This window comes from Limnohabitans planktonicus II-D5 (genome assembly GCF_001270065.2).
Classification (GTDB): domain Bacteria; phylum Pseudomonadota; class Gammaproteobacteria; order Burkholderiales; family Burkholderiaceae_C; genus Limnohabitans_A; species Limnohabitans_A planktonicus.
Window position 1 is genome coordinate 58,936 of record NZ_LFYT02000018.1, and the last position, 21,884, is coordinate 80,819.

Consider the following 21,884-nt stretch of genomic DNA (forward strand, 5'->3'; position numbering starts at 1 on the left):
CATGTTCTCCACCGCCTTTCTCGACCTCCCGCCGCTGCAAGGCGCATCCGGCACCGTCACCCTGCCCGGCTCCAAAAGCATCTCCAACCGCGTACTGCTGCTCTCGGCACTGTGCCAAGGCACCACCGTGGTCCACGACCTGCTGGACTCGGACGACACCCGCGTGATGCTGGCCGCACTGCGCCAACTGGGCTGCGGCGTTCAGGTCGATGGCACCACGGTGACGATCACGGGCCTGGGTGGCCGCACCTGGCCGACTGAGGCCATTGAATTTTTCATGGGCAACGCAGGAACCGCCATGCGCCCGCTCACCGCTGCGCTGGCCGTTCAAGGCGGCGACTTCACGCTCAAAGGCGTGCCCCGCATGCACGAGAGGCCCATTGGCGACCTGGTGGACGCCCTGCGCGAGCTGGGCTGCGCCATCGACTACCTGGGCAACGAGGGCTACCCGCCGCTGCACATTGGCCAGCCCAAGCTGCAACTGGACAAGCCCATTCCGGTACGCGGCGATGTGTCCAGCCAGTTCCTCACCGCACTGCTGATGGCCCTGCCGCTGGCAGCGCAGGACCGCGCCATCACCATCGAGGTGGTGGGCGAACTCATCAGCAAGCCCTACATCGAAATCACGCTCAACCTGCTGGCCCGCTACGGCATCGCGGTTGAACGTCAGGGCTGGGAGCGCTTTGTCATCCCAGCGGGCAGCCGCTACCAGTCGCCAGGCAGCATCCACGTCGAAGCCGACGCATCGTCCGCCAGCTACTTCATCGCACTCGGGGCCATCGCCCAAGGCAGCGGCATCCGCATTCAAGGCGTCGGTGCCGACTCCATACAGGGCGACATCCGCTTCATGGACGCCGCAGCGCAAATGGGTGCCAAGATCACCAGCGGCCCCAACTGGCTCGAAATTCAGCGAGGTGCGTGGCCGCTCAAAGGCATCACGCTTGACTGCAACCACATCCCCGACGCGGCCATGACCTTGGCCGTGATGGCGCTGTATGCCGACGGCCCCACCACGCTGCGCAACATCGCCAGCTGGCGTGTGAAGGAAACCGACCGCATTGCGGCCATGGCCACCGAAAGCCGCAAGCTTGGTGCCACCGTGGAAGAAGGTCCGGACTGGATCACCATCCACCCACTGCCTTCGGACAAGTGGCAGCGTGCCAGCATCCACACCTACGACGACCACCGCGTGGCCATGTGCTTCTCGCTGGCGGCGTTCAACGCAGACCAGGTTCCGGTGCGCATCGAAGACCCCAAGTGCGTGGCCAAGACCTTCCCAGACTACTTTGAGGCCCTGTTCTCGGTGGCGCACACAGCCGCCCACAACATTCCGGTGATTTGCATCGATGGCCCCACCGCATCTGGCAAAGGCACACTGGCCAGCCGCGTCTCCGCGCAGCTGGGTTACCACTACCTGGACTCGGGCGCGCTCTACCGCGTCACGGCCCACGCCGCTTTGCAAGCTGGCCTCACACTCGAAACCGCAGACGAAGCCGCCATTGCCGAGCTGGCCCGGTGCCTGCCCGTGTGCTTTGAAGGCGAGCAGGTGCTGCTGAACAACGTGGACGTGACCGACGCGATCCGCAGCGAGCAAGGCGGCATGAACGCCTCCAAAGTCTCTGTCTTGCCAGCAGTGCGCCAAGCGCTGGTCGATCTGCAACACAGTTTTCAGCGCCTGCCCGGCCTCTTGGCCGACGGCCGCGACATGGGCACGGTGATCTTTCCAGAAGCCCCTTTGAAGGTGTTTTTGACCGCCAGCGCCGGCCAAAGGGCCGAAAGACGGCATAAGCAATTGATTTTGAAGGGTTTTTCGGCTAACATCGACGCTCTTCGCGCTGACTTGGAAGCGCGCGACGCACGGGACACATCCCGCAGCGTGGCGCCACTCAAGCCCGCACAAGATGCCTTGCAACTGGACAACTCGTCCTTGACCATCGAAGCCTCGGTGGAACAGGTGATGGTCTGGTGGCAAAGCCGGCAGGTTTTCGGTTAACCAACCCAAGTTAATTGACCGAACACGGCCAACCCAGCCTGCCCTGCGCAGGCTGACCTGAAGTTCCACCCGGCTCTCTTCGTGCAGCTTGCACACTGGCCAGGTGGTTTTTGACAAACCAACCGCGGTTCACCCCGCAAACCAATCGCCACAGTCAGCTCCTGGAAACGACGCATGTCGCGCTCGTCAGTCCTGCCTTGTGGATGAGGAAATCACATGTCTGAATCTTTTGCCGCCCTCTTTGAGGAATCCCTGCAACGTACCGAAATGCGCCCTGGTGAAGTCATCACCGCTGAAGTCGTGCGCATCGAACACAACTTCGTCGTGGTCAACGCCGGTCTCAAGTCCGAGTCCTACGTGCCCCTCGAAGAGTTCAAGAACGACCAGGGTGAAGTCGAAGTCCAGGTCGGCGACTTTGTCTCGGTGGCCATCGGCTCCATCGAAAACGGTTACGGCGACACCATCTTGTCGCGCGACACCGCCAAGCGTTTGGCTTCCTGGATGTCTTTGGAAAAAGCCCTGGAATCCGGCGAGTTCGTCACTGGCGTGACCAGCGGCAAAGTCAAGGGTGGCCTGACCGTGTTGGTCAATGGCATCCGCGCTTTCTTGCCTGGCTCTTTGGTCGACACACGTCCCACCAAAGACTTGTCACCCTATGAGAACAAGACCCTGGAATTCAAGGTCATCAAGCTCGACCGCAAGCGCAACAACGTCGTGTTGTCACGCCGCGCTGTGGTGGAAGCCTCCATGGGCGAAGAGCGCGCCAAGCTGATGGAAACATTGCGCGAAGGCTCCATCGTTCACGGTGTGGTCAAGAACATCACCGAATACGGTGCGTTCGTGGACCTGGGCGGCATCGACGGTTTGCTGCACATCACCGACATGGCATGGCGCCGTGTCCGTCACCCCTCCGAAGTGGTCACTGCGGGTCAGGAAATCACTGCCAAGATCCTCAAGTTCGACACCGAGAAAAACCGCGTGTCCTTGGGTCTGAAGCAAATGGGCGACGACCCATGGATGGGCGTCAACCGCCGCTACCCACAGGGCACCCGCATGTTCGGAAAGATCACCAACATCGCCGACTACGGCGCGTTTGTGGAACTCGAACCCGGCATCGAAGGCCTGGTGCACGTGTCTGAGATGGACTGGACCAACAAGAATGTGGCCCCTTCCAAGATCGTTGCATTGGGTGACGAAGTTGAAGTCATGGTCCTCGAGATCGACGAAGACAAGCGCCGTATCAGCTTGGGCATGAAGCAGTGCCGTGCCAACCCATGGCAAGAGTTCGCTCAAAACACCAAGCGCGGTGACCGCGTCAAGGGCCCGATCAAGTCGATCACCGACTTCGGCGTGTTCGTGGGTCTGGCTGCCGGTATCGACGGCCTGGTGCACCTGTCTGACCTGTCCTGGAACGAGTCCGGCGAAAACGCCGTGCGCGAATTCAAGAAGGGTCAAGAAGTCGAGGCTTTGGTCTTGGCTGTGGACGTGGACCGCGAGCGCATCAGCTTGGGCATCAAACAGCTCGACTCCGATCCTTTCACCACCTTCACCTCCATCAATGACAAAGGCCAGACCGTCACAGGCAAGGTCAAGACCGTGGATGCCAAGGGCGCTGAAATCGATCTGGGTGAAGACATCGTGGGCTACCTGCGTGTCAGCGAAATCTCGCGTGACCGCGTGGAAGACGCCAGCCATGTGCTCAAAGTCGGCGATGAAGTGACCGCTGTCGTGGTGAACGTGGATCGCAAGACCCGCAACATCCAGCTGTCCATCAAGGCCAAGGACCAAGCTGACCAGCAAGAAGCCATGGCTTCCCTGTCGCAGCAATCCAAGAGCGAAAACGCTGGCACCACCAGCCTGGGCGCTTTGCTGCGTGCCAAGCTGGACAACAACTGAAGTGACTGTTAAGCGTTGAGCGTTTGACGTTGAGCGAAGTGCATGGGTTAACTGCCCTATTCGCTCAACGCTCAACGTTCAACGCCCAACGCCCAACGCACATGACCCGCTCCGATCTGGTTGAAGAACTTGCAGCGCGCTTTGCGCAACTGACCCACCGCGACGCGGAATTGGCGGTCAAAACCGTGCTTGATGCCATGAGCGACGCCTTGGCCAAGGGCCACCGCATTGAAATTCGCGGCTTTGGAAGTTTTTCCATCAACCGTCGCCCACCTCGTGTCGGACGCAACCCTCGCTCGGGTGAGAGCGTTCAAATTCCCGAAAAACGGGTCCCCCATTTCAAACCTGGCAAAGCCTTGCGCGAAGCCGTCGACGCAGGCACCGCCGCCGCCAAAGCGGCATCATCCTCCACCATTTTGTAAATCGGCGGCTGAAATCCCCGAAGAATGCATGCTCAGCCCCCATCGCCGTGGGCCACAGCACCAAAGCGGCACCTTTCGCCAGCCTCCACAGCACACATGCCCCGTTAGAATGTTTGCAGCTTCCCGAGGTCATTCATGAAACGTCTGCTCAGGCTGCTTCAGTGGCTACTGAAAGCAGCTGTTTTTTTCACCCTGTTTGCTTTTGCGCTGAACAACCAGCAAGAAACACGCGTGAATTTCTTTTTTGGCACTTACTGGGCTGCACCCACCGTGTTGGTGGTCTTGTCGGCCTTCAGCCTCGGGGTGGTGATTGGCGTGCTGGGCATGGTGCCGCGCTGGTGGCGTCATCGCCAGGCAGCGCGTCAACAAATCGTCACCCCGACGCCCACCACCGAGGTACCCCGTGGAATTTGACCTGACCTGGATTTTGCTGGGCCTGCCAGCCGCCTTTGCCTTGGGCTGGGTGGCCTCACGGCTGGATTTGCGCCAGATGCGCATTGCCAACCGCCAAGCCCCACGCGCTTACTTCAAGGGCCTCAATTACCTGCTCAATGAACAGCAGGACCAGGCCATCGACGCCTTCATCGAAGCCGTTCAAAACGATCCTGACACCTCCGAACTGCACTTTGCCTTGGGCAATCTGTTTCGCCGCCGGGGCGAATACGACCGCGCTGTGCGCGTGCACGAACACCTGATCTCCAGAGGTGACTTGAACAATGCCGACCGACAACGCGCCCAGCACGGTCTGGCCCTCGATTTTCTGAAAGCCGGTCTGCTCGACCGCGCCGAAGAAGCCCTGCGCAAGCTCGAAGGCACCAGCTATGAAGGCCAGGCCCGCCTGGCTCGACTGGCCATCTACGAACGGTCACGCGAATGGCCAGAAGCGACCAGCGTGGCCCGATTGCTGGAAAACTCGGGCGAAGCCAACTTTGGCATCCGCATGGCGCATTACCAGTGCGAGCTGGCCCGCGAAGCGGTTCAGCAAGGCGATGCGGTCAAAGCCCTGGGCATATTGACGGCAGTCATTCAAAACACACCCACAGCGCCCAGACCCCGCATCCTGCTCGGACAGTTGCAACTGTCGCAAGGACAGGCCCAAACCGCTTTTCACACTCTGTCGACCCTGTTTGAGCGCGCCGATATCACCGCCCCTCTGGCCGCAGCCAGCTTGGCCAAGGCGGCACTATTGGCCCAGCAGACACAGGAAGCCCTGAAGCTGCTCAACGCCCACTACCAGCGCCAACCCTGCATTGACGTGCTCGAAGCCATCACCACATTGCAAGCCAATGATCCGGATGGGGCCGCTCAAGCACAGCAGCTGTACCTGGATCATTTGCAAAAACAGCCCTCCCTGATGGCCGCCACACGCTGGTTGACCGGACAAAACCAGCAGCCTCAGCCTTTGCCCGCACCGGTGCAAAAAGCGCTGGAACAAGCCATACGGCCATTGGCCCGTTACCGATGCGCCGCTTGCGGCTTTGAGGCCAAAGAGCACTTTTGGCATTGCCCGGGCTGCCAGGCTTGGGACAGCTACCCACCCAGAAGGGTGGAGGAACTGTGAAGCAGCCCTGCTCCTGAACAAAGGGTTTGCTCTCTATTTTTAGCGTATTTAAGTTCCCAAAATAAAGCGGCTGCACATCGCAGTCTGCTGAAGGAGAACAAGCATGTTGAAAAAAATTGCCACTCTATGGCTGGCTTTTGCGTTTGCAGGACTCAGCATGGCCCAGTCAATTGATTTGAACAAAGCCACAGAAATTGAACTCGACGGCCTCAAAGGCGTTGGCCCCACCTTGAGCCGCGAGGTGATGAGTGAGCGCAAAAAAGCCCCCTTTCGCGATTGGCCGGACGTGATGCAACGCGTCAAAGGCATCGGCCCCAAAAAGGCTACAAGCCTGTCTGAGCAAGGTGTCCAGGTGCAAGGCCAAGGCTATGCCCAGGCCCCTGCCAGCACGCCGCCCAAGCGCTGACATCGCTGCCTTGGGCGAATTCGGCCATGTCGGACCCCCTCGCAGGTCGGTGGTCAAAGACCCCGAAGGTTGTGTGCACACCGGCAAGGCCTGAACGAGGCATGTGGGTGAGCACGCAAGCGTCGAATCGGCACTGCACCTGAGCAGGCGATACCGGTCATGCAGCGAATTGTCGGACTCTGCGAGTGCCGACCTACAGACCCCCTCGCAGGTCGGTGGTCGAAGACCCCGACGTTTGCGTCGAATCGGCACTGCGCCTGAACAGGCGATACCGGTCATGCGGTGACTTCTCGGACTCTGCGAGTGCCGACCTACAGACCCCCTCGCAGGTCGGTGGTCGAAGACCCCGACATTTGCGTCAAATCGTCACTGCATCTGAGCAGGCGATACCGGTCATGCAGCGACTTGTCGGACTCTGCGAGTGCCGACCTACAGACCCCCTCGTAGGTCGGTGGTCGAAGACCCCGACGTTGGGTTCAGCCCCGCTCAGGCTTGCCAAACCCGCCACCGCCCGGCGTATGGATTTCAAACACATCGCCCACCTGCATCTCGACCTGGCCAATGTGACCCAGCTCCTGCACTGTGCCGTCGCTGCGCACCACGCGGTTGATGCCCGGCAATCCACTGTGCCCGCCCGCCATGCCAAAGGCAGGATGAATGCGACCGTTGGACAAAATGCCCGCCGTCATCGGCTCCAAAAAGCGCACGCGCCGCACCCCGCCGTCGCCGCCATGCCAGCGCCCCGCACCACCCGAGCCCTGGCGTATCGCGTAGCTTTCGAGCCGCACCGGAAAGCGGAACTCCAACACCTCGGGGTCGGTCAGGCGTGAATTGGTCATGTGGGTTTGCACCACCGAGGTGCCGTCAAAACCACCCACCAACTGGCCTTGCGCGTTATAGCGCCCACCCGCGCCGCTGCCGCCCGAAATCGTTTCGTAGTACTGCACCCGCGCATTGCCAAAGGTGAAATTGTTCATGGTCGGCTGGCTGCCCGCCATCACGCCCAAAGCGCCAAACAACGCGTTGGTGATGCAGGTTGAGGTTTCCACATTGCCCGCCACCACCGAAGCGGGTGGATTGGGGTTGAGCATGGAGCCCTGCGGAATGATGACCTTGAGCGGCTTGAGGCAACCGGCGTTCAACGGGATGTCGTCGTCCACCAGACTGCGGAACACGTAGAGCACCGCTGCCATGCACACCGCCCGCGGGGCGTTGAAGTTGTTGGGCAGCTGGGCGCTGGTGCCAGTGAAGTCGATCTCGGCCGTGCGGTCTGCGGCATTGACGCGCACCGCCACTTGGATCTGCGCACCGTTGTCCAAGGGGAAAGTGAACGTCCCGTCTTTGAGGCGCGTGATGACACGGCGCACCGATTCTTCGGCGTTGTCCTGCACATGGCGCATATAAGCCTGCACCACGTCCAAGCCAAACTGCTCCACCATGCGGCGCAGCTCTTGCACGCCTTTTTCGTTGGCGGCAATTTGCGCCTTCAGATCGGCCATGTTCTGCGCCGGGTTGCGCGAGGGGTATTCGCCACTTTGCAGCAGCGCCACCATCTCGGCTTCGCGCAGATGCCCCGCCTCGACCAGTTTGACGTTGTTGATCTGCACGCCCTCTTCTTCGATGCGCGTGGAAAACGGCGGCATGGAGCCCGGCGTCAAGCCGCCCACATCGGCGTGGTGGCCGCGTGAGCCGACATAAAACACAGGGTCTGTGTGACCGTCCAGGTAGACCGGAGTGATCACCGTGATGTCAGGCAAGTGCGTGCCGCCGTGGTACGGGTCGTTCAGCACAAACACATCGCCTGGCTGCATGCGTCCCTTGTTTTCGTGGATCACGGTCTGGATGCTCTCGCCCATCGAGCCCAAATGCACCGGCATGTGCGGCGCGTTGGCGATCAAATGCCCGTCGGAGCTGAACAAGGCACACGAAAAGTCCAGTCGCTCCTTGATGTTGACCGAGTAGGCCGTGTTTTGCAGTTGTAAGCCCATCTGCTCGGCGATGTTCATGAACAGGTTGTTGAACACCTCCAGCAGCACCGGGTCGGCCTGCGTGCCTGCAGCGTGCTGCACAGCCCGCGCTTGCACGCGCACCAGCAGCAAATGGTCCAGAGCCGTCAATCGTGCTTGCCAACCAGCTTCCACCACCGTGGTCGCGTTTTTCTCGGCAATGATGGCGGGGCCATCGATCACATCGCCGGGGCGCATGTCTTCGCGCACCACCAGCGCCGCGCCCTGCCACTCGGCCACGCCTTGCGCGTTGGCGGCATACACCTGCACCGTGTCGCGGCGCGGCACATCGCGCTGCGGGTGCACGGCCAGCACGGCTTCTTCGGGGGCATCGCCGGGCAACACCGCCTCGACCGACACCGCCTCAACCACCAGGGCCTTGCCCTGCATCAAAAAGGCAAAACGCTGTCGGTACGCCGCCTCAAACCCGGTTACTAACTGGGCTTGATCGCCCCAGGGCACGACCAGCGCCGAGTCGGTACCTTCGTAACGCAAATGCGCGCGTTGGCGCAGTTCAATTCGGTCAGCACCTCCAGCATCCACGCCCATTTGCGCCAGCAGGGCTTGGCGCGAGGTCTCGCCCAAAGCCTGCAAACGCTCGGCCATGAAGGGCATGGCGGCGGCATCCAAGCGCCGCTCGATGGATTCCTCGCGCATCACATTCTGGTCGGCCAAGCCCATGCCATAGGCCGAGAGCACGCCCGCCAGCGGGTGCACCAGCACCTGCGACATGCCCAAAGCATCAGCCACCAGACACGCATGCTGCCCGCCCGCGCCGCCAAAGCACTGCAAGGTGTAGCGCGTCACGTCGTAGCCCCGTGCCACCGAGATTTTCTTGATCGCGTTGGCCATCTGCTGCACCGCGATCTGGATGAAACCGTGCGCCACGTCTTCGGCAGCGCGCCCGGTTTGCGTGGCCAGTTTTGCAAAATGCCCCCGCACCACTTCAGCGTCCAGCGGCTGGTTGGCTTCTGGGCCAAAGACCGACGGAAAAAACTTCGGCTGCACCTTGCCCACCATCACGTTCGCATCGGTCACAGCCAGCGGCCCGCCACGGCGGTAACTGGCCGGGCCCGGGTTGGCCCCCGCGCTTTGCGGCCCCACCCGAAACCGCGCACCGTCATAGGCCAACAAAGACCCGCCGCCCGCAGCCACGGTGTGGATGCTCATCATGGGCGCACGCATGCGCACACCCGCCACCTGGGTTTCGAACTCGCGCTCGAACTGCCCGGCAAAGTGCGACACATCGGTGGAGGTGCCCCCCATGTCAAAACCAATCACCTTGTAGTGACCCGCCAACTGCGCCGTGCGGGCCATGCCCACAATGCCGCCCGCCGGGCCGCTCAAAATCGCATCCTTGCCCGCGAACACCTGCGCGTCCGTGAGGCCGCCCGAAGACTGCATGAACATCAGTTTCACACCCGGCATCTCGCTGGCCACCTGGTCCACATAGCGGCGCAAGATGGGCGACAAATAAGCATCGACCACCGTGGTGTCGCCCCGGCTGACCAGCTTCATCATCGGGCTGGTCTGGTGCGAGGTGCTGACCTGGGTGAAGCCCACTTCTCGCGCCAGCCGCGCTGCGGCCTGCTCGTGCGCCGTGTGCCGCCAGCCGTGCATGAACACCACCGCCACCGAGCGCACACCTTGCGCAAAACTGTTCACCAATTGGGTGCGCAAATGCGCTTCGTCGAGTGGCTGCAACACCTCGCCATCCACCGTCACGCGCTCTTGTGCCTCGACCACAGCGCTGTAGAGCAACTCGGGCAACACAATCTGTCTGTCAAATAAACGGGGGCGGTTTTGGTAGGCGATGCGCAGCGCGTCGCCAAAGCCCTGCGTGGTCACCAGCAGGGTGGCTTCGCCCTTGCGCTCCAGCAGAGCGTTGGTGGCCACAGTGGTACCCATCTTCACGCACTCCACCTGTTCGGGTGTGACCGGCTCGCCAGCTTTGAGGCCCAGCAAATGGCGAATGCCCGCCACGGCCGCGTCTCGGTACTGCTCGGGGTTTTCAGACAGCAGCTTGTGCGTGACCAAAGTGCCGTCAGGCCGCTTGCCCACCACGTCGGTGAAGGTGCCGCCCCGGTCAATCCAAAATTGCCAACGGTTTTTGCCAGCGGGTGAGATGTGGGATTCAGTCATAAGTCAATCAAGCCTTCAAATTCACAAAGAGGCAGCCGCACGCGCCGCCTGGTCATACATGCCCGAAAGCACACGCAGCAATCGGGCCAACTCGCCAATGTCGCGGTTCAGACCGTCGTCGGCTTTGAGGGCATCAATCAGGCAGCTTTCGCGGATTTCGCGGTAGCGCTGCACATAGCCGCGCCCTTCATCGGTCGCCGCATAAGTCACATCTTTGCCATTCTTTTGCGACACCACCACGCCCAGGCCTTGCAACTTTTTCAGGGCGTAATTGACCAAATGCGTGTCTTCGATGTTCATGATGAAACAGATGTCGGCCAGGCGCTTGTCGCGCGCACGGTGCGTGACGTGGTGCAGCACCAGCACATCCAGCGGTGTCAAATCCTTCAGCCCGGCTGCGGCCATGCAATGGATGATCCAGCGGTGAAAGGCGTTGCCCGCCACGATCAGGCCAAACTCGAATTCGCTCATCTCGGCGCTGTCGGGCGAGACCAGATGGGCCGAGGACACGATGTGGTTGGCGTTGGCCGAAGCGGTTGATTTTTTGCGCGGCATGGGGCGTGTTCAAACAAATGAGGACTCAAAGTCTATGTCCGTTGATGACAATTTGCCAACAATTTGTTGACATTAAGGGAAAACACCGATCACAAATCGACAGCATCTTGCCTACAGTGAACACCTGCCAGATGCACCCGATGCGCGCGCAAAGCGGGCACCTTTCTTGCACTGCCCGTTTGACCGTTCATTCCACTTTCACAGGAGTTTTCATGCAACGTCGCACCCTTCACCTCAGCCTGCTGGCTGGCCTGCTCGCTGTTTCCGGTTTTGTCTCGGCCCAAACCAAGTGGGACCTGCCCGCCGCTTACCCGGCCAGCAACTTCCACTCGGTCAACATGACCCAGTTTGCTGCCGATGTGGACAAGGCCACCGCAGGTAAGCTGAAGATCACGGTACACGCCAACGCATCCCTGTTCAAGGCCCCCGAAATTAAGCGTGCCGTGCAAGGCGGACAAGCCCAGTTGGGCGAGATTTTGCTGGTCAACTTCCAGAACGAATGGCAGCCCTTTGGCGCGGACGGCCTGCCCTTTTTGGCAGACAGCTACGACGAGTCCATGAAGCTCTACAAAGCCCAAAAGCCGCTGCTGGAAAAGAAGCTGGCCGAGCAAGGCATGATGCTCTTGTACTCTGTGGCCTGGCCCCCACAGGGCATTTACAGCAAAAAACCGATCAACAGCGCCGCCGACCTCAAGGGCATCAAGTGGCGCGCCTACAGCCCCACCACCGCCAAAATCGCTGAACTGGTCGGTGCCCAACCTGTGACCGTGCAAGCGGCAGAGTTCTCGCAGGCCTTGGCCACAGGCGTGGTCGAATCCACCATGACCTCGGGTGCCACGGGCGTGGACAGCAAGCTGTATGAGCACCTGAAGTACTACTACGACGTGCAAGCTTGGCTGCCCAAAAACGCAGTGATCGCCAACAAGAAAGCCTTTGATGCGCTGGACAAGCCCACCCAAGACGCCTTGCTCAAAGCCGCCGCTGCAGCCGAGACCCGGGGCTGGACCGAATCACGCAAGGTCAACACCACCACACTGGAAACCCTCAAGGCCAATGGCATGACGGTGGCGCCACCTTCAGCACAACTCAAAGCCGACATGAAAAAAGTGGGTGACACCATCATGAAAGAGTGGCTTGAGAAGTCTGGCGCCGAAGGCAAGGCCATCGTCGACGCGTTCAACCGCTGATCGCATGCGCCGATTGCTCAACGCCATTTATGCCAGCACCGCCGCCATGGCGGCGCTGTGCATGTGCGGCCTGCTGTTCATGGTGCTGTTGTCCGTCTTGAGTCGGCAGCTCCATGTGCATGTGCCCGGCACCGATGCCTATGCGGGTTACCTCATGGCCGGGGCGGGCTTTTTGGCGCTGGCCCACACCTTGAAGCGCGGTGAACACATCCGTGTGACCTTGGTGCTGGGCTTGTTCAAGGGGTCTGCACGCCGGGGCATGGAAGTGTTCAGCCTGTCGCTGGCCAGCCTGCTGGCCTGTTTGTTCGCCTTCTACAGCTGCCGCCTGGTGTGGCAATCCATCGAGTTCCACGACATTTCGACCGGCAACGACGCCACGCCTTTGTGGATACCGCAGCTGGCCATGGCGCTGGGTACAGTGATTTTTGCGCTGGCCTTTGTGGATGAACTGGTCCTGGAAATACGGGGGCAACGTACCGCTCTTGAAAGCGGCGAGATGCTGCGCAACGAATGAGCCACCATGAATGACTTGATGATCACAGGGCTCTTGGTCCTGACCTTGTTTCTGATTTTGGGCAGTGGTGTCTGGATTGGCCTCACGCTTTCAGGCGTTGCCTGGGTAGGCATGCAGATGTTTTCTGCCAGACCCGCGGGTGACGCCATGGCGGTCACCATCTGGGGCTCGGCCTCGAGCTGGACGCTCACGGCCCTGCCCCTGTTCATCTGGATGGGCGAGATTTTGTTTCGCACCCGCCTGAGCCAGGACATGTTCAAGGGCCTGGCCCCCTGGATGCAGGCCCTGCCCGGTCGCTTGCTGCACACCAATGTGGTGGGCTGCGCGATCTTTGCGGCCGTGTCCGGCTCGAGCGCGGCCACTTGCGCCACGATTGGCAAGATGACCTTGCCCGAGCTGCAAAAACGCGGCTACCCCGAAGACATGGTCATTGGCACGCTGTCCGGCTCGGGCACGCTGGGCCTCTTGATTCCGCCTTCGATCATCATGATCGTGTACGGCGTAGCGGCCGATGTGTCGATTGCCCAGCTCTTCATCGCCGGGGTTTTGCCCGGCTTGCTGCTGGCTGGGCTGTTTTCGGGCTACATCATTTATTGGTCACTGCGCCACCCGGACCAGATTCCACCGCGTGACGCGCCCATGAGCTTCATGAAAAAACTGGAGGCATCGAGCAGCCTGATCCCGGTGGTCTTGCTGATTGCGGCGGTGCTGGGTTCGATTTACACCGGCTTTGCCACCGCCACCGAAGCGGCGGCCGTGGGCGTGGTGGGCGCTTTGGTCTTGTCGGCACTGCAAGGCTCCATGAGTTGGGCCGTGTTCAAGGATGCCTTGATGGGGGCCACGCGCCTGTACTGCATGATCGCCCTGATCTTGGCGGGGGCTGCATTTTTGACCTTGTCCATGGGCTATATCGGCCTGCCCCGCCACCTGGCCGAATGGATCGGTGGCCTGGGCCTCAGCCCCTTCGCGCTCATCATGGCCTTGATGGTGTTTTTCATCATCTTGGGCTGCTTTCTGGACGGCATCTCCATGGTGGTGCTGACCATGGGCGTGCTCATGCCCACCGTGCAAAAGGCCGGCATCGACCCGATCTGGTTTGGCATCTTCATCGTGTTTGTGGTCGAGATGGCGCAGATCACGCCGCCCGTGGGCTTCAACCTGTTTGTGCTGCAAGGCATGACAGGCAAGCAACTGCCCTACATCGCCCGCGTGTCCATGCCCATGTTTTTCCTGATGGTCGGCGCTGTGTTGTTGATTTACTTCGTGCCCGGCATCGTGACCTGGCTGCCCACCCAGATGAAACTCTGAGCTTGCAGGCAGGTTCATCCTCTATGATTCAACCCGTCCCCAAAGGACGGGTTGTTCATTTGGGCAGTAAGGATTGTTTGTGTTCAAAAATGTGATGGTTTACCGCATCGGCGAGGGCTTTGCCCCTTCATTGGCCGATGTGCAGGCGGCCTTGGAGCCGGTGCAGTTTGTGGAATGTGGTGCCAGCCAGGAAAAATCCATTGGCTGGGTCCCCCCACGGGGCGAAGCGCATGGCCCCTTGGTCGAATCGGTGGCCGGGCAGTGGATCTTGAAACTCATGATCGAGTCCAAGGCCGTGCCCGGCAACGTGGTGCGCCGCAAAGCCGACGAGCGCATCGCCGAAATCGAAGCAGCCACCGGCCGCAAACCCGGCAAAAAGGAAAAGCGCGACCTGATGGACGACGTGCTCCTGTCTCTGCTGCCCCAGGCATTTGCCCGCCAATCGAGCGTGATCGTGTGGATGGACTTGGAAAACCGCCGCTTGGTGCTCAACGCAGGCAGCCAGGGCAAAGCCGACGAGGTCATGTCGGCCCTGATGAACGTGCTGGCAGGCTTGTCGGTGTCGCTCATCCAGACCGTGACCTCGCCCCAAGCCGCCATGACCCAATGGCTTTTAGCCCCGACCGAAGACGAATGGCCGGCCGACCTGACCGTGGAGCGCGAAACCGTGCTCAAGTCCACCGGCGAAGACGCGGCCAGCGTGCGCTTTACCCGCCATCACCTGGCCAACGACGACGTGCGCAAGCATGTGATGGAAGGCAAGCTGCCCACCCAGCTGGCGCTCAGCTGGGACGGCCGCGTGGCCTTTGTGCTGACCGAGACCCTGCAGCTGAAAAAAGTGCAGTACCTCGACGGTGTCATGGACGAATCGGGCACAGACAAAAACGAAGACCGCTTTGACGCCGATGTGGCCCTGTCCACAGGCTTGCTGGGGCCGCTGATCGACAGCCTGATTGAAGCCTTGGGCGGCGAGATGGAGCTGGGCGCAGCTGCTGCAGACCCAGCGCTTCCCAACCCCATTCCCAAACCGGTGAACTCGTCCGCCGTGTCGGGCACAGCGGCCGAAACCGCTGACGACGAAGACCCGCCCTTCTGATGATCCGGCCATAAATAAGCCACACCATGCTGACCGTCATCGCCATTTGCATCGGTGCTTGTGTTGGCGCCTTGTCGCGCTGGCAATTGGGCCTGTGGCTCAACCCCAGCACCACCTGCGCAGGCCTCTTGCCCTGGGGCACGCTGGCCGCCAACCTGATCGGTGGCTATCTGGTGGGCGTGTGCGTGGGGGTGTTCCAGCAACTGCCCGAGCTTGACCCGGTCTGGCGGCTGGCCTTGGTCACCGGATTTTTGGGGGCACTGACCACGTTTTCCAGCTTCTCGGCCGAGGTGGTGGGCATGCTGCAGCAAGGGCGTTTTGCACTGTCCCTGGGCACCGCCGCCCTGCACCTGTTGGGATCGCTCACACTGACCGTGCTGGGACTGCAAACCGCCGCACTCTGGTTCAGCCGCAGCTGAAGGGCCGCTCAAGCGCCGTCCAACACCTGAAGCTCCTATCGACCGAAGACATCCTCCCCGCAGGTCAGCACTCGCAGAGTCCCACGTTGGCGCACCCGCCGCCACAAACAGGCGCAGGCTGGGCGAAGGCAGCATGTCGGGGTCTTCGACCACCGACCTGCGCAAGACATCTTCCCCGTAGGTCGGCACTCGCAGAGTCCGACGTTGGCATGCACGCCGCCACAAACAGGCGCGGGCTTGGCGAAGGCAGCATGTCGGGGTCTTCGACCACCGACCTACAAATTCATGGCTCCCGTAGGTCGGCACTCGCAGAGTCCGACGTTTGTGAGCATAGGCGCTGAACCTGATTCAACTTTGGTGGGTTTCAGCAGCCCCATGTCGGGGTCTTCGACCATCGACCTACGAAAGACATCATCCCCGTGGATCGGCACTCGCAGAATCCGACGTTGGCACACCCGCCGCCACAAACAGGCGCAGGCTGGGCGAAGGCATCATGTCGGGGTCTTCGACCACCGACCTACGGAGGACATCCTCCCCGTAGGTCGGCACTCGCAGAGTCCGACGTTTGTGAGCATAGGCGCTGAACCTGATTCAACTTTGGTGGGTTTCAGCAGCCCCATGTCGGGGTCTTCGACCACCGACCTACAAATTCATGGCTCCCGTAGGTCGGCACTCGCAGAGTCCGACGTTGGCACGAACGCCGCCACAGCGCGCCTCAAGACACGGTTTGGTAGTACAGGTTTTGCGGATGGCGGGCCTGGGCGAAGAAGACCCAGCGTTCGGCCAACAGGCCTACAAACTGCAGCAGCACAGCACCCAGCCAGACAAGCAGGGACTGCGTGCCAAGCAGGGCCAGCAGCAGCAAGGGCAGCGCAAACGCAAGCAGCTGAAACACCCAGGGCATGCGGCGCACGGTGTGGGCTGTGGCGCCGTGGAAGAACTCTCGGGTGTTGAAGGAGCCGGACGACATGCCCATGGATTTTTGCACCAGTTGTGGCTGGTGGATGCCAGTCGCCGATTGCAGGCTCGACATCGGGGACAAACGCGCATTGCGGCGCAAAGCCAGGCGGCGCAGGAACCAGGCCAGCAAGGTGCTGGCCAGCACCCAGGGCTGCAGCCAAGCCAGCAGCTCGGTTTGCCCCATGCCACTGGCCAGGGCGCACAGCAGCACGCTGCCCGAACTCATGCCCAGCAGGGTGAAGTTGATCACCGTGAGCGGGTGCGCCCATTCCTGCAAAAAGCGCAGGCAAGCGTAGATCATGGCGGTGCACACCCACAGCGCCAGCGTGACCACCACCACCGCTGCAGACAGTGCCTGCAAGGCAAGGGGGGATGCACCCAAGTACAAACCCAGCCACCACAGCGCCCCTCCCCCCATGAGCAGGGGCAGCACGATGACTTCGCGCGACATCCACGAGGTGCGCCACATGGCCGCCGCCCGCCAGGCGCGGGCTTTTTGGCCCAGGTGAAAAAACGAGGCCAGCAGACCGCCAAGCAGCAGCACTTCGGCCACGCCGATGGCCATGAGAGCAAAGCCCGTGTCCAGGGGCATCAGCCAGCTGGCCACGGCCAGCGCCAGCAGCAAGCCCTGGGCCGTGCCGGACAGGGTGGTGAACAAAAGGATGGACCAGGCTGGACGCATAAAAGCCTCAAACAGAAGGAGGTGCAGAAGGTGCAACCGCCGCCGGGGTGACGCGGCGCGGCAGGTATTGGTTGGCCGGCCGGGTGTTCCACTCGGGCATCAGGGCATAACCACCCCGTTCGCGGATGGCCTGGCTGACTTCGCTGTTCGGGTCTTTCACGTCGCCGAACAGGCGGGCGTTGGTCGGGCAGGCTTTGACGCAGGCGGGCTTGCGGTCGGCTTCGGGCAGCAGGGGGTTGTGGATGCGGTCCACGCACAGGGTGCACTTGGTCATGACGCCGCTGGCTTCGTCAAATTCACGCGCACCATAAGGGCAGGCCCAGGCGCAGTATTTGCAGCCGATGCATTTGTCGGCGTCGACCAACACAATGCCATCCGCCTCACGCTTGTAGCTCGCGCCCGTGGGGCAGACCGGCACGCAGGGCGGGTCTTCGCAATGCAGGCAACTTTTGGGAAAGTGCACCGTGTCGGTGTTCGGAAAGCTGCCCGCTTCGTAGGTCTGCACCCGGTTGAAAAAGGTGCCGGTGGGCTCGGCCGCATAGGGGTTGACGTCGCTCAGCGGCCCGGCCATGCCCGAGGTGTTCCACTGTTTGCAGGCCGTCACGCAGGCGTGGCAGCCCACGCAGACGTTGAGGTCAATCACCAGCGCCAGCTGACGGGCCAGCGTGGGCGTGTCGGTGTCCACGGCTTGAGCCGCGCCACCGCCACCACCGGGCTCCATCAGATGGGGGCTGACAGGGGCCGGAGCATGCCCTTGCATGAGGTCTTTGAGCCACTGGATCATGGTTTGGATTTCCCTGCAAAAAAGCGCATTACCTGGGCCACTCCACCGCGCACACCGGGCACGGGCTGCATGGTGTCCACTTGCGGAAAACTCTGGGCCGCCTCTTCAGGCTCGGCTGGGCGGATGCGCACCCGCACGTCGTACCAGCCCGCCTGGCCGGTGATGGGGTCCGAGTTGCTGACCTTCGCACCCGCTGGCGCGCCCGCACCTTGGGGAAGCGGCAATTCTTCCGAGATCAGGTGGTTGAGCAAAAAGCCTTTGCGCGCTTCGTCCGAGCCGGGTGCCAGGTGCCAGGCGCCGTCGCCTTTGCCAATCGCGTTCCAGGTCCAGACGGTGCCCGGCTCCACGGCTTCGCTGTAGCGCAGCATGCAGCGCACCTGGCCCCAGTGGCTTTCCACCCAGGCCCAGCCGCCGTCGGCCACGCCCGCCGCCTGCGCGGTGCTGGGGTGCACATGCAGGTAGTTGTGGCTGTGGATTTGCCGCAGCCAGGCGTTTTGCGAGTCCCACGAGTGGTACATGGCCATGGGCCGCTGCGTGATGGCGTTGAGCGGGAAGGCCTTCAGGTCAATGGCCGCGTCTTCGAGCGGGGCATACCAAAACGGCAAGGGGTCGAAATAGGTGTTGATGCGCTCGCGCAGATGCTCGGGCGGCTGACGCCCTTTGGTTTTGCCTTGCGCGGCCAGGCGAAAGGACTGAAGGGTGTCGGAATAAATGGCCAGCTGCACCGGGTCGTTGCGCTGACGCCAGCCTTTGTCTTTGGCAAAGTCCAGGTAATCGCGGTTCCAGTTGCGCATGTAATGCATGTTCTCGGGCAGGGTGTAGTGGAACACGCAGTTGTTTTGCGCGTAGGCCTCCCACTGCTTGGGGTTGGGCGCGCCGCGCAGGTGCTGGTCACCGTTTTCGCCGCGCCAGCCCATCAAAAAGCCGATGCCCGGCTGGGGCTCGAAGTTCACGATGAAGTCGGTGTAGCCCTTGAACTTGCGCCCGCCTTCAGGCGTGGTGAAGGCCGGAAACTTCAGGCGCGAAGCCAGCTCCACCAGCACCTCCTGAAAGGGCTTGCATTCGCCCAGGGGCTGCAGCACGGGCACACGCACCGAGTCCACCGGGCCGTCGAACTCCGAAATCGGCCGGTCCAGCATGCTCATGGTGTCGTGCCGCTCCAGGTAAGTGGTGTCGGGCAGCACCAGGTCGGCAAAGGCCACGGTCTCGCTCTGGAAGGCGTCGCACACCACCAAAAACGGGATCATGTACTCGCCCTGCTCGTCCTTGCGGTTGAGCGATTCGCGCACGGCCATGGTGTTCATGCTGCTGTTCCAGGCCATGTTGGCCATGAACAGCAGCAAGGTGTCGATGCGGTAGGGGTCGCCCTTGACCGCGTTGGTGATGACGTTGTGCATCATGCCGTGGGCCGACAGAGGGTGTTCCCACGAAAACGCATGGTCAATGCGAATCGGCGAGCCGTCGGCATGGATGGCCAACTCTTCAGGGCTGGCCGGAAAGCCCAGCGGCGCGGCGTTCAGCGGCGTGTTGGGTTTGACCATGTCCGGGTCGTTGAAGGCGCGGTAGTTGGGCACGATGTGGCGCGGGTATGGCGCTTTGTGCCTGAACCCCCCGGGCGCGTCGATGGTGCCCAAGAGGCTCATGAGCACGGCCAGCGAGCGCACCGTCTGAAAGCCGTTGGAGTGTGCAGCCAGACCGCGCATGGCGTGAAAAGCCAGCGGACGCGCCTGGGTGGTGGGGTGTTTTTTGCCCCAGGCGTCGGTCCAGGGAATGGGCAGATCAAAGGCCTGCGTAAGGGCGGCGTGGCCCAACTCTTGTGCCAGCAGGCGAATGCGATCTGCCGCAATACCGGTGATGGCCTGCGCCCATTCGGGCGTGCAGCTGAGCACGCGCTGGCGCAGCAAGGCAAAGGCGGGCACTACCCGCGTGCCGTCGGCCAGGGTGTAGTGGCCTTCGGGCGGGGCGTCCAGCGCCGGGTCGCAACCGTCGGCAATGCCTTCGGGGTAGGCATTCAAAATTCGGCCGCTGGTGCGGTCAAACACCAGTTTGTTGTGCGGGTTGCGGCCGTCACCGGGAGGGCCTTTGGCCGGGTCGGGGTCAAAGGCAAACAGGCCTTCGCGCTCGCCTTCGTCCAGCACCACCAGTTGGGGCGCATTGGTGAAGCGCTTAAGAAAGGCATGGTCCAGCGTGTCGGTGCGGACCAGCTCGTGCAGCAAGGCCATGAGCAACGCGCCGTCGGTGCCGGGCTTGATGGGAATCCACTCATCGGCGATGGCCGAGTAACCCGTGCGCACCGGGTTGATGGAGATGAAGCGACCGCCTGCACGCTTGAATTTGGACAGCGCGGTTTTCATGGGGTTGCTGTGGTGGTCTTCGGCCGTGCCCAGCATCACAAACAGTTTGGAGCGTTCCAGGTCTGGCCCGCCAAACTCCCAAAAGCTGCCGCCCACGCTGTAGATCATGCCGGCCGCCATGTTGACCGAGCAAAAGCCGCCATGCGCGGCGTAGTTGGGCGTGCCGAACTGGCGGGCAAACAGCCCGGTGAGCGCCTGCATCTGGTCGCGCCCGGTGAACAGCGCAAACTTTTTCGGGTCGGTGGCCCGAATGTGCGCCAGACGTTCGCTCAGGAGGTCAAAGGCGCGTTCCCAGGAAATCGGCTCAAACTCGCCCGCCCCGCGTTCGCTGCCTGGTTTGCGCAGCAGCGGCTGCGTCAGGCGTGCGGGCGAGTACTGTTTCATGATGCCGGCCGAGCCCTTGGCGCAGATCACCCCCTGGTTGAGCGGGTGGTCCGGGTTGCCGTCGATGTAACGCACCTCGGGGCCTTTGTCGCCCTCCACCAAATGCACCCGAATGCCGCAGCGGCAAGCGCACATGTAGCAGGTGGTGCATTTGACGGTGGTTTGCGCCGTGGGGTTGGGCTCGGCCAAAGGGTCTTGCAAGGGCAGCCCGGGAGACTCAGAAAACAAGGACTTGAACACAGGGTTTCCTTAGGTTCAGTGTGTACGCCTGGCCAAGGTGGCCAACGCAACAGAAGCAATACGAGCCAACAACGAGTCAGCACGCGAGGTCAGCACAATGGGCACTTTCGCCCCCAGCACCAACCCAGCGCATTCGCCACCACCCACATAAACAAAACTTTTATAGAGCATGTTGCCGGCATTGAGGTCGGGCATCAGCATCAAGTCTGCGTCGCCAGCAATTTGGCTATTCATGCCTTTGATGGCGGCGGCTTTGGAAGAAAACGCATTGTCAAATCCAAAAGGACCTTCAACATGCGCTCCGGGCCACAAACCGGCCCGAGACAAAGCCACCAGTTCCTGCGCATCCAGCGTGGCAGGAATGGCCGGGTTGACGGACTCCACAGCAGACACAATCGCCACCTTCGGTTCGGCAATCTCCAGGGCTTGCAGCAAAGCCACTGCATTTCCCAACACATCGCGTTTGGTTTTCAGGTCAGGGGAGATATTGACAACGCAATCGGCCAAGGCCAACAGTTTGTGATAGCGCGGCAAATCAAATAAAAAAGCATGACTGATGCGGGCCTCTGTGCGCAAGCCATGATCTCTGCTCACCACCGCCGACATCAGCTCATCGGTATGCAAAGCGCCTTTCATCAGCGCTGTCAGGCGACCCTCGTGCACCCCTTGCACCGCAAGCGCTGCAGCAGCTGCAGGCTCTGGCGCATGGGTGCAGACACATTCAAAGGCCGACATATCGACCCCCGCAAGCTCGGCCGCGCGCTCCATGTCCTTGCGCGGGCCAATCAGCACGGGGCGTGCCACACGCTGGCGGGCGATCGCATCAGCCGCTTGCATGGCCAATGCATCGCAGGGGTAGACCAAGCCCAGAGGCGGCAAGGACGCACTGGCTTGGGCCCGTTCAATCAAGGCCAGCAAACGCGGGTACTGGGCTGAGGGTGCCCCAAGGTCCATGGACGGACTCAACATGCCAAT

At 61.6% G+C, this 21,884-nt stretch carries 17 protein-coding genes; 11 read left to right on the forward strand and 6 right to left on the reverse strand.

Annotated features, from left to right (window positions below; all coding sequences use genetic code 11):
• Position 1: 1 nt before the first annotated feature.
• The 6 genes from H663_RS33895 to H663_RS33920 all read left to right on the forward strand — a co-directional run bounded on the left by H663_RS33895 (position 2) and on the right by H663_RS33920 (position 6,278).
• Positions 2-1,993: a bifunctional 3-phosphoshikimate 1-carboxyvinyltransferase/cytidylate kinase gene (locus tag H663_RS33895; RefSeq protein ID WP_053174229.1), complete on the forward strand. Its 1,992-nt coding sequence runs from the start codon at positions 2-4 to the stop codon at positions 1,991-1,993.
• 216 nt (positions 1,994-2,209) lie between these two features.
• Positions 2,210-3,889, forward strand: coding sequence for a 30S ribosomal protein S1 (gene rpsA, locus H663_RS33900; RefSeq protein WP_053174227.1), 1,680 nt, complete (start codon positions 2,210-2,212; stop codon positions 3,887-3,889).
• 38 nt (positions 3,890-3,927) lie between these two features.
• Positions 3,928-4,311, forward strand: a complete 384-nt coding sequence (locus H663_RS33905) for an integration host factor subunit beta (protein WP_476738481.1) — start codon at positions 3,928-3,930, stop codon at positions 4,309-4,311.
• Between the two features lie 135 nt (positions 4,312-4,446).
• Positions 4,447-4,725: a LapA family protein gene (locus tag H663_RS33910; protein ID WP_053174224.1), complete on the forward strand. Its 279-nt coding sequence runs from the start codon at positions 4,447-4,449 to the stop codon at positions 4,723-4,725.
• Entirely contained in the window at positions 4,715-5,872 is a 1,158-nt protein-coding gene (gene lapB / locus H663_RS33915; RefSeq protein WP_053174222.1) for a lipopolysaccharide assembly protein LapB, read from the forward strand. The genes H663_RS33910 and lapB overlap by 11 nt, the downstream gene beginning before the upstream one ends.
• A 103-nt stretch (positions 5,873-5,975) precedes the next feature.
• Positions 5,976-6,278, forward strand: a complete 303-nt coding sequence (locus tag H663_RS33920; protein ID WP_053174221.1) for a ComEA family DNA-binding protein — start codon at positions 5,976-5,978, stop codon at positions 6,276-6,278.
• A gap of 476 nt (positions 6,279-6,754) precedes the next feature.
• Here H663_RS33920 and H663_RS33925 read toward each other — a convergent pair whose 3' ends face one another.
• Positions 6,755-10,426, reverse strand: coding sequence for a hydantoinase B/oxoprolinase family protein (locus H663_RS33925; RefSeq protein ID WP_053174219.1), 3,672 nt, complete (start codon positions 10,424-10,426; stop codon positions 6,755-6,757).
• Positions 10,427-10,447: 21 nt separating this feature from the next.
• Positions 10,448-10,981, reverse strand: a complete 534-nt coding sequence (locus H663_RS33930) for a winged helix DNA-binding protein (RefSeq protein ID WP_053174217.1) — start codon at positions 10,979-10,981, stop codon at positions 10,448-10,450.
• Positions 10,982-11,193: 212 nt separating this feature from the next.
• On the opposite strand from H663_RS33930, the gene H663_RS33935 reads away from it, so the two are divergent.
• The 5 genes from H663_RS33935 to crcB all read left to right on the forward strand — a co-directional run bounded on the left by H663_RS33935 (position 11,194) and on the right by crcB (position 15,505).
• Positions 11,194-12,168, forward strand: a complete 975-nt coding sequence (locus H663_RS33935) for a TRAP transporter substrate-binding protein (RefSeq protein ID WP_053174215.1) — start codon at positions 11,194-11,196, stop codon at positions 12,166-12,168.
• Positions 12,169-12,172: 4 nt separating this feature from the next.
• Positions 12,173-12,682, forward strand: coding sequence for a TRAP transporter small permease (locus H663_RS33940; protein WP_053174212.1), 510 nt, complete (start codon positions 12,173-12,175; stop codon positions 12,680-12,682).
• A 6-nt stretch (positions 12,683-12,688) separates the two neighbouring features.
• Positions 12,689-13,990 (forward strand): TRAP transporter large permease, encoded by a 1,302-nt coding sequence (locus tag H663_RS33945; RefSeq protein WP_053174209.1) that lies wholly within the window; start codon positions 12,689-12,691, stop codon positions 13,988-13,990.
• 79 nt (positions 13,991-14,069) lie between these two features.
• Entirely contained in the window at positions 14,070-15,086 is a 1,017-nt protein-coding gene (locus tag H663_RS33950) for a recombination-associated protein RdgC (protein WP_240620532.1), read from the forward strand.
• Between the two features lie 26 nt (positions 15,087-15,112).
• Positions 15,113-15,505, forward strand: coding sequence for a fluoride efflux transporter CrcB (crcB, locus tag H663_RS33955; protein WP_053174205.1), 393 nt, complete (start codon positions 15,113-15,115; stop codon positions 15,503-15,505).
• 715 nt (positions 15,506-16,220) lie between these two features.
• Here the strand turns inward: crcB and H663_RS33960 are convergent.
• From H663_RS33960 to H663_RS33975, 4 genes are read right to left on the reverse strand one after another with little or no spacing between them, the layout of a single operon-like run.
• Positions 16,221-17,147, reverse strand: a complete 927-nt coding sequence (locus H663_RS33960; protein WP_053174203.1) for a dimethyl sulfoxide reductase anchor subunit family protein — start codon at positions 17,145-17,147, stop codon at positions 16,221-16,223.
• 7 nt (positions 17,148-17,154) lie between these two features.
• Positions 17,155-17,868 carry a 4Fe-4S dicluster domain-containing protein gene (locus H663_RS33965; protein ID WP_116695890.1) on the reverse strand — a complete coding sequence of 238 codons (714 nt, stop codon included), beginning with the start codon at positions 17,866-17,868 and terminating at the stop codon, positions 17,155-17,157.
• Positions 17,869-17,927: 59 nt separating this feature from the next.
• Complete coding sequence (locus tag H663_RS33970) at positions 17,928-20,909, reverse strand: molybdopterin oxidoreductase family protein (protein ID WP_053174201.1); 2,982 nt, start codon at positions 20,907-20,909, stop codon at positions 17,928-17,930.
• Between the two features lie 15 nt (positions 20,910-20,924).
• Positions 20,925-21,878 (reverse strand): bifunctional enoyl-CoA hydratase/phosphate acetyltransferase, encoded by a 954-nt coding sequence (locus H663_RS33975; protein ID WP_240620533.1) that lies wholly within the window; start codon positions 21,876-21,878, stop codon positions 20,925-20,927.
• Positions 21,879-21,884: the final 6 nt, after the last annotated feature.

Coding starts and splice junctions, on each gene's coding strand:
- H663_RS33895 (WP_053174229.1), top strand. CDS start 2: ATGTTCTCCACCGCCTTTCTCGACCTCCCGCCGCTGCAAGGCGCATCC.
- rpsA (WP_053174227.1), top strand. CDS start 2,210: ATGTCTGAATCTTTTGCCGCCCTCTTTGAGGAATCCCTGCAACGTACC.
- H663_RS33910 (WP_053174224.1), top strand. CDS start 4,447: ATGAAACGTCTGCTCAGGCTGCTTCAGTGGCTACTGAAAGCAGCTGTT.
- H663_RS33920 (WP_053174221.1), top strand. CDS start 5,976: ATGTTGAAAAAAATTGCCACTCTATGGCTGGCTTTTGCGTTTGCAGGA.
- H663_RS33925 (WP_053174219.1), bottom strand. CDS start 10,426: ATGACTGAATCCCACATCTCACCCGCTGGCAAAAACCGTTGGCAATTT.
- H663_RS33930 (WP_053174217.1), bottom strand. CDS start 10,981: ATGCCGCGCAAAAAATCAACCGCTTCGGCCAACGCCAACCACATCGTG.
- H663_RS33935 (WP_053174215.1), top strand. CDS start 11,194: ATGCAACGTCGCACCCTTCACCTCAGCCTGCTGGCTGGCCTGCTCGCT.
- H663_RS33940 (WP_053174212.1), top strand. CDS start 12,173: ATGCGCCGATTGCTCAACGCCATTTATGCCAGCACCGCCGCCATGGCG.
- H663_RS33945 (WP_053174209.1), top strand. CDS start 12,689: ATGAATGACTTGATGATCACAGGGCTCTTGGTCCTGACCTTGTTTCTG.
- crcB (WP_053174205.1), top strand. CDS start 15,113: ATGCTGACCGTCATCGCCATTTGCATCGGTGCTTGTGTTGGCGCCTTG.
- H663_RS33960 (WP_053174203.1), bottom strand. CDS start 17,147: ATGCGTCCAGCCTGGTCCATCCTTTTGTTCACCACCCTGTCCGGCACG.
- H663_RS33965 (WP_116695890.1), bottom strand. CDS start 17,868: ATGGAGCCCGGTGGTGGCGGTGGCGCGGCTCAAGCCGTGGACACCGAC.
- H663_RS33975 (WP_240620533.1), bottom strand. CDS start 21,878: ATGTTGAGTCCGTCCATGGACCTTGGGGCACCCTCAGCCCAGTACCCG.